Source organism: Streptomyces sp. NPDC033216, assembly GCF_055577115.1.
Genome location: NZ_JBVIQK010000055.1, coordinates 1 through 5786, shown reverse-complemented (window position 1 = coordinate 5786; position 5786 = coordinate 1). Strand labels below are relative to the sequence as shown.

Here is a 5786-nt window from a genome sequence, read left to right as displayed (position 1 = left end):
GGCACTGGCCTGGGCACTTTTCGCTGGGTCGTAGAACGCACCATCTCCTGGCTGCACGGCTTTCGCCGCTTGCGCATCCGATGGGAACGACGCGACGACATCCACGAAGCCTTCCTCGGCCTCGCCGTCTGCCTGATCACCCACAGACACGTCCAGCGCCTTTGTTAGGACCTCTTAGTACCGCAGCGGTGCGTGTACTGATCGCCGGCCGGGTTCGCGTGCTGTCGGTGGACTATATGAAGGTCCTGCAGTACACGCCGTGTCCGTGATCACGCGCTCGGCGGGCCAGGGCGCGGAACTCGACGATCGCGGCTTGGACGTCATGGACGTCAGCGAAGTTGGCTTCGGGGATGTCGGCCCATCGACGGGCGAGCGGTGGCAGCTGTTCGTCCTGGATGCCGGCGAGCGTCGCGATCCACTCGTCGGGCAGTCGCTGAAGGAACAAGCCGCTCTCCCAGGGAGACGTCCGTCCCGGCCTCACCTCTCCTTGCGGCCACAACCTCTCGTCCGGCCATACAAGCGCGGGTGCGGTGGCACCGGGGGCGAAGGGAATGTCCTTGACGAGGGCAATGAGCTGCCCCAGCACGATGTACGGATCGAGGCCCTTGGCGTCGAACCAATCGATGCCGTGATCGTCGAGCAAGGTCCCGGAATGCTCATCGATGTCCCCGCCTGGACCGACGGCGACTTCGATCGCGGCACTGGCGCCCGGTGCCCGGAAGTAGTCGTGCAGTATGCCCATGACCGAAGCGTAGTGACTGCCTCTTGAACCGTGTCCCACGTGGTCAATCGGCAGCGCTTCGAGATGTCCGTCCTCCGACCCCTGCCCGGGGCCGGCCAGGGCGGGACCGGGGGCGGTCGTCAGCCTTCGGCAAGGGCGTCGCGGACAGCGCGTTCCACGAGGGGAGCGGCGTTGGCGTGCTCCCTGGCGTTCGGGTGGAGCAGTGTGGCGCGCTTTCCGACGGCGGCGCAGTCGAACGGCAGGCCGCCGGGCGGCACGGCCGGCCAGAAGGGCGCGGCGTCTCCACAGATCCCCTCGATCCACTGGGTGTCCTCGGACTGGCACACGTCATGGCCCACGCTGGAGATGTAGAGGTCGACATAGCGGTCGCCGTGGTGCGCCGCCTCCTCGTGAATGATCTTGTTCAGGGCCTTCAGTGCGTCGTCGCGCAGCCAGTCGATGTCTGCGGGGGTGATCGGGCCGAGCTGCGTGGGACCACCGGCGCAGTCGCTGCCCCGCTCCGGCAGGATGGCCGGGTAACCGACCGTGATCACCCTGGCGTGGGGCGCGGCGCGGTGAATCGCGCCGAGCATTCGACTGTATGCGCCGCGGATCCTGGCGAGCGTCGCGGCGAGGTCCTCCACGCCCCGGGGCGGATGCGCGTAGTACTCCCTGCACGACCTGTGGGCGAGGCTGAGTTCCAGGCATCCACCGAAGGGCAGGCTGATCGCGCCGATGCCGACGGTGACGACATCGGTCCGGTCGCCGAGCCCGGCCCGCCGGATCTGCGGATCCACCATGGGCCACCTGCCGGGATCGCCCTCGGGGGGCCGCACCGGGCTCATCGGCTGCTGCCTGTCGCTTGTGACGTCGTCGACGGCGGCGTTGTCGCAGCTGACGTCGGTCAGACGCACGGGCCTGTCCAGCGGGCGGGCGGCGAACTCCCGCCCGACGAGGTCGGGGTAGGAGCCGGCAGTCCGGTCACACCCGTCCCGTGACGGGTCGTCCAGCGCGGGCCGCGGGGCTCCGACGAAGAGGCCGGCGGTGTACGAGTCGCCCAGCGCGGCCCATTCGTACCGGCCGACCGAGCCGGCCGCGGCTGAGGGCAGGAGCAGGGCCACTGCCAGCGCGGCCAGTCCCACGGCCAGCACGCGCGTGCGCAGCCGGGACACGGGGTGTCGCATGGTTCCTCCGGGGGCTCGGATGGCAGCGGGCCGGGACACCGGCCCCGGGCGGCATACGGTGCCTCCACGAATGTTCCGGACCCCGCATGACACATCACCGCGCAACAGGGTCTTTCACGCCGATCGGAGCAACTAGTCGGATCTATCGTGGCGCCGCCGACAGGCCAGGCATGGTCACGTGGCCGGGGCGTGACGGTGACACCCCGGCCATGGCCGGGGGTCTCCGTGCGCTCATGTCCCCCGCGTCCACCACTCCCCCGGGCGGGCTTCGTGACCGGTGACGACCTGCGGGACGGCGACGGTGTGCAGGAGCCCGAGCCGGCGCAGCAGCCCGCTGGGGAGCCAGGCCGCGTCGCGCGAGGTGGACTCGTACGTGATCGGCTGGCGCTCGTCCTCCCACCGTCGCTCGTGGGCGGTCCAGGTGTCGCCGACCAGCCAGCTGGCCTCCCCCTCCGGCGCTGTGGATCCGCTCGGCGAGAGCGGTCTCAGCTTTCTGAAAGGCGCGGCGGGAGGGGTCGGTGAGCTGAATTCTCGTCGGCTGTCCGAGTCGGCGGAGCTCGATGCCGCGCTCGGCCGCGCGTAGATGCGGACCCCGTTATGGCCGTGGAGACAAGCGGGCGACCCCGTACGGGTATTCGCTGTGGTCGGTGGAGGCGTACGCCGTCACGGACTGAGGCCTTCGAGGACTCGGCGGAGAACGCCGCCGACCCACGACGGACTTCGGCGAACTTCTTCCCGCCAACTATTCACTCAGTACATGTACTCAGTACATAATGATCGACATGAGCACCCGCCACATCCTGCTGGGTCTGCTCGCCTCGGGTCCGAGCCATGGCTACGACCTCAAGCGACGCCACGACGAACGCTTCCCGCAGGCCCGCCCGCTGGCCTACGGGCAGGTCTACACGACCCTCCAGCGCCTCGTGCGGGACGGCCTCGCCGAGGTCGACGGCACCGACTCGGACGGCGGCCCGGAACGCACGGCGTACCGGACGACGGACCAGGGGACCCGCGAACTGGCCCGGTGGGCCGGGGAGATCGCGCCGCCCGCGCCCTTCGTGGCGAACGAGATCTTCGCCAAGGTCGTGGTCGCGATCCTCTCGGGCGGCGACCCGGCCGGGTACCTGAGCGCCCAGCGCGCCGCGCACATGCAGCGGATGCGGGAGCTCACGGCGGTGAAGGCCGCCGAGGGGGCGGACCTCGCGACCGTGCTCTCGGCGGACTACGCCCTCAACCACCTCGACGCCGACCTCCGCTGGATGAGCACCACTGCGGCCCGGCTCACTACTCTGACCGCGGAGGTCGACGCAGCATGAGCAGACCCGTGCCCCTTCTCACGGCCGGTGGTCTCATCAAGGCGCACGGCCGGACGGCCGCCCTGCGCGGCGCGTCGGTCGCGCTGCACGCCGGTGAGATCCTCGCCGTGACCGGCGCGAGCGGCAGCGGGAAGTCGACGCTGCTGCACTGCCTGGCCGGCATCGTCCGCCCGGATGCCGGCTCGGTGACCTACGACGGCCGGCGGCTGGAGGACCTGCCCGAGAAGCGGCTGAGCGAGCTGCGGCGCACCGAGTTCGGCGTGGTGTTCCAGTTCGGGCAGCTCATCCCCGAGCTGACGGTCCTGGACAACGTGGCCCTGCCCCTGCTGCTGGCCGGCACCGCCCGGGCCGACGCCCGGGCCCGGGCCGGTGAGTGGCTGGAGCGGTTCGGGGTGTGGGGCCAGGAGGAGCTGCGTCCGGGTGAACTGAGCGGCGGCCAGGCGCAACGGGCCGCGCTGGCCCGGGCCCTGGTCACCGGCCCGCGCGTGGTGTTCGCCGACGAGCCGACCGGCGCCCTGGACTCGCTGGCGGGTGAGCAGGTCATGACGGCCCTGGTCCACACGGCCCGCGAGTCGGGCACGGCGGTCCTGCTCATCACCCATGACGCCCAGGTGGCGGCGTACGCGGACCGGGAGGTCCAGCTGCGGGACGGCGTTGTGACGCCGCTGGGGGTGACGGCATGAACTCCCTGCGTTCCGATCTGCGTCTCGCCTGGGAGCTCACCCGTCGTTCCGATCGAGGCGAGTGGTGGCGGGTCGCGCTGACGGCGACGGGCGCCGCGCTCGCGACGGGGTTCGCGCTGGCCGCCGTCGCCCTGGCCGCGCTGCGGGGCAGCTACCGCGTGCCCCTCGCAGCGGGCCTGCTGAACGAGCCCGGCACGCGGTCCGGCGTGATCGCCGGCCTCCTGCTCCTGCTCGTGCCGGTCCTGGGGTTCCTCGGTCAGTGCGCCCGGATCGGCGCCGTGCACCGCGACCGGCGGCTGGCCGGGCTGCGGCTGGCCGGGGCGACGCCTTGGCAGGTCCGGCGGATCGCCGCGCTGGAGACCGGCCTGGCCTGCCTGCTGGGCTCGGCGGCCGCCACCGCCTTGTCGGTGCTGGTCCTGCTGCGCCAGTGGGACCGGCCGACCGCCCTCGCCTGGGTGGGGATCGCCCTGGTCGCCGTCGCCGTACCGGTGCTGGGCGCGGCCGCGGGCGCACTGGCGCTGCGCCGGGTCGTGGCCTCCCCGCTCGGCTGGGTGCGCCGGGTCGGGCCGCGCAGCGGACGGGGGCCCGGACTGCTGTTCCTGGCCGGGATCCTGCTCGTCGCGGTGCTTGCGCTGCTGACCGTGGCCACCACGTCCACGGCCGCCGCCAACCGGCCGAACGGCGGGCAGCCGCTGACGATGATGGGCGTCGTCCTCGCGGCCGGCGCGGGGGCGGTGTGGCTCTCCGGGGCCACCGCGAAGGCGACCGGGCGGATCCTCGCGCCCCGGGCCCGGTCGGCGGCGACGCTGATCGCGGCGGAACGGCTGCGCGACGACCCCTGGTCGGCCGCTCGCACGCATGCGGCGGTGCTGCTGGTGACGGTCGTCGGGACCGGCTTCATGGGCATCCGGCAGGTGCTGAGCGACGTGGTGCGCGCCTCACCGAACCTGTACGTGTCCGCGTCCTACTACACCACCGGCCTCGGCCTCACGGGCGCTGCCGTCGGCATCGCCCTCGTGATCACCCTGTCCGGCCTCGCGGTCGGCACCGCCGAGTCCCTGGCCACCCGCCGCAGGGGCCTGGCCGCGCAGGCCGCCGCCGGAGTGCCGCACACGGTGCTCGGCCGGGCCCTGCTGCTGGAGACGGCACTGCCGCTGGCCCCCGCGGTGCTGCTCGCCGGCCTGGGCGGGACGGCCATCGGCACGTGGTACGCCCTGCTCGGCGGTCGGCCGGTCCCCTGGGCGATCGTCCTGGTCCCCGTCGCCGTGTACGCCGCCTGCCTGCTGGCCGCGGCCACCGCGCTGCCCCTGCTGCGCCGTTCGGTGCGCCCGGGGGAGCTGCGGTACGCGTAGCCGCTCCCGCCCATGACGGGCCGGTCCGCAGGCCCGGCGCGGTGCCGGGCAGGGAAGTTCGAGGCGGGGGCTACGGCAGCTGAAGGTGCGCGTCGCACACCCAGGACTGGACCCAGCCCTCCTTCACGCGGTCGACCAGGACGTCGTGGCCGTTCGTGCCGGGCGCGCACAGCCCGCACTCGACGCGCTCGGCGCGCAACAGCCGGCGCGGGGTGAACCGGGTGGCTGCGGGCAGGGTCCACCGCTCGGTGCGCACGGTGTCGTCGCCGTAGGGGCGGTAAAGCGGTGCCGATGCCGCCGCCGTCGTTCGCGGCGACTCGGTCACCCCCCTCCATTCAGCTCGCCGGCCTCCTGGCTGGTGCGGCCGCGGGGGGGGGGGGGAGGGGGGGGGAGGGGGGGGGGGGGGGGAGGGGGGGGGGGGGGGGGGGGAGGAAGGAGGGGAGGGGGGGGGGGGAGGGGGGGGGGGGGGGGGCTTTTCCACATCTCCTCCCTTTTTTTTTTTTTGATTCGATCCCCCACGCAAAAAACAA

Annotated in this window: 8 protein-coding genes; 5 read left to right on the top strand and 3 right to left on the bottom strand. The window is 72.7% G+C overall.

What is annotated here, in order from left to right:
- Positions 1-168 (top strand): transposase (locus ACZ5Y0_RS36755; RefSeq protein ID WP_469132979.1); only part of this gene is annotated, 168 nt, incomplete at its 5' end.
- Positions 169-232: 64 nt separating this feature from the next.
- Here ACZ5Y0_RS36755 and ACZ5Y0_RS36750 read toward each other — a convergent pair.
- Both ACZ5Y0_RS36750 and ACZ5Y0_RS36745 read right to left on the bottom strand, forming a co-directional pair.
- Entirely contained in the window at positions 233-742 is a 510-nt protein-coding gene (locus tag ACZ5Y0_RS36750; protein ID WP_469132978.1) for a hypothetical protein, read from the bottom strand.
- Positions 743-861: 119 nt separating this feature from the next.
- Positions 862-1905: an SGNH/GDSL hydrolase family protein gene (locus ACZ5Y0_RS36745; RefSeq protein ID WP_469132977.1), complete on the bottom strand. Its 1044-nt coding sequence runs from the start codon at positions 1903-1905 to the stop codon at positions 862-864.
- A 373-nt stretch (positions 1906-2278) separates the two neighbouring features.
- Between ACZ5Y0_RS36745 and ACZ5Y0_RS36740 the strand changes: the two genes are divergently transcribed.
- From ACZ5Y0_RS36740 to ACZ5Y0_RS36725, 4 genes are all read left to right on the top strand, one after another.
- On the top strand, positions 2279-2488 hold the full coding sequence (locus tag ACZ5Y0_RS36740) for a hypothetical protein (protein WP_469132976.1): 210 nt from the start codon (positions 2279-2281) through the stop codon (positions 2486-2488).
- A gap of 199 nt (positions 2489-2687) precedes the next feature.
- Positions 2688-3221: a PadR family transcriptional regulator gene (locus ACZ5Y0_RS36735; protein WP_469132975.1), complete on the top strand. Its 534-nt coding sequence runs from the start codon at positions 2688-2690 to the stop codon at positions 3219-3221.
- The gene (locus ACZ5Y0_RS36730; protein WP_469132974.1) at positions 3218-3904 is read left to right on the top strand and encodes an ABC transporter ATP-binding protein; all 687 of its coding nucleotides are present in this window, start codon (positions 3218-3220) and stop codon (positions 3902-3904) included. Before ACZ5Y0_RS36735 ends, ACZ5Y0_RS36730 begins: the two co-directional genes overlap by 4 nt.
- Positions 3901-5256 carry an FtsX-like permease family protein gene (locus ACZ5Y0_RS36725; protein ID WP_469132973.1) on the top strand — a complete coding sequence of 452 codons (1356 nt, stop codon included), beginning with the start codon at positions 3901-3903 and terminating at the stop codon, positions 5254-5256. The genes ACZ5Y0_RS36730 and ACZ5Y0_RS36725 overlap by 4 nt, the downstream gene beginning before the upstream one ends.
- 70 nt (positions 5257-5326) lie before the next feature.
- On the opposite strand, the gene ACZ5Y0_RS36720 is transcribed toward ACZ5Y0_RS36725, so the two are convergent.
- Positions 5327-5581: a hypothetical protein gene (locus ACZ5Y0_RS36720; protein ID WP_469132972.1), complete on the bottom strand. Its 255-nt coding sequence runs from the start codon at positions 5579-5581 to the stop codon at positions 5327-5329.
- Positions 5582-5786: the final 205 nt, after the last annotated feature.

What these genes read in the sequence shown, in the direction of transcription:
- ACZ5Y0_RS36730 (WP_469132974.1), top strand. Translation starts at nt 3,218, where the DNA reads ATGAGCAGACCCGTGCCCCTTCTCACGGCCGGTGGTCTCATCAAGGCG.
- ACZ5Y0_RS36725 (WP_469132973.1), top strand. Translation starts at nt 3,901, where the DNA reads ATGAACTCCCTGCGTTCCGATCTGCGTCTCGCCTGGGAGCTCACCCGT.
- ACZ5Y0_RS36735 (WP_469132975.1), top strand. Translation starts at nt 2,688, where the DNA reads ATGAGCACCCGCCACATCCTGCTGGGTCTGCTCGCCTCGGGTCCGAGC.
- ACZ5Y0_RS36750 (WP_469132978.1), bottom strand. Translation starts at nt 742, where the DNA reads ATGGGCATACTGCACGACTACTTCCGGGCACCGGGCGCCAGTGCCGCG.
- ACZ5Y0_RS36745 (WP_469132977.1), bottom strand. Translation starts at nt 1,905, where the DNA reads ATGCGACACCCCGTGTCCCGGCTGCGCACGCGCGTGCTGGCCGTGGGA.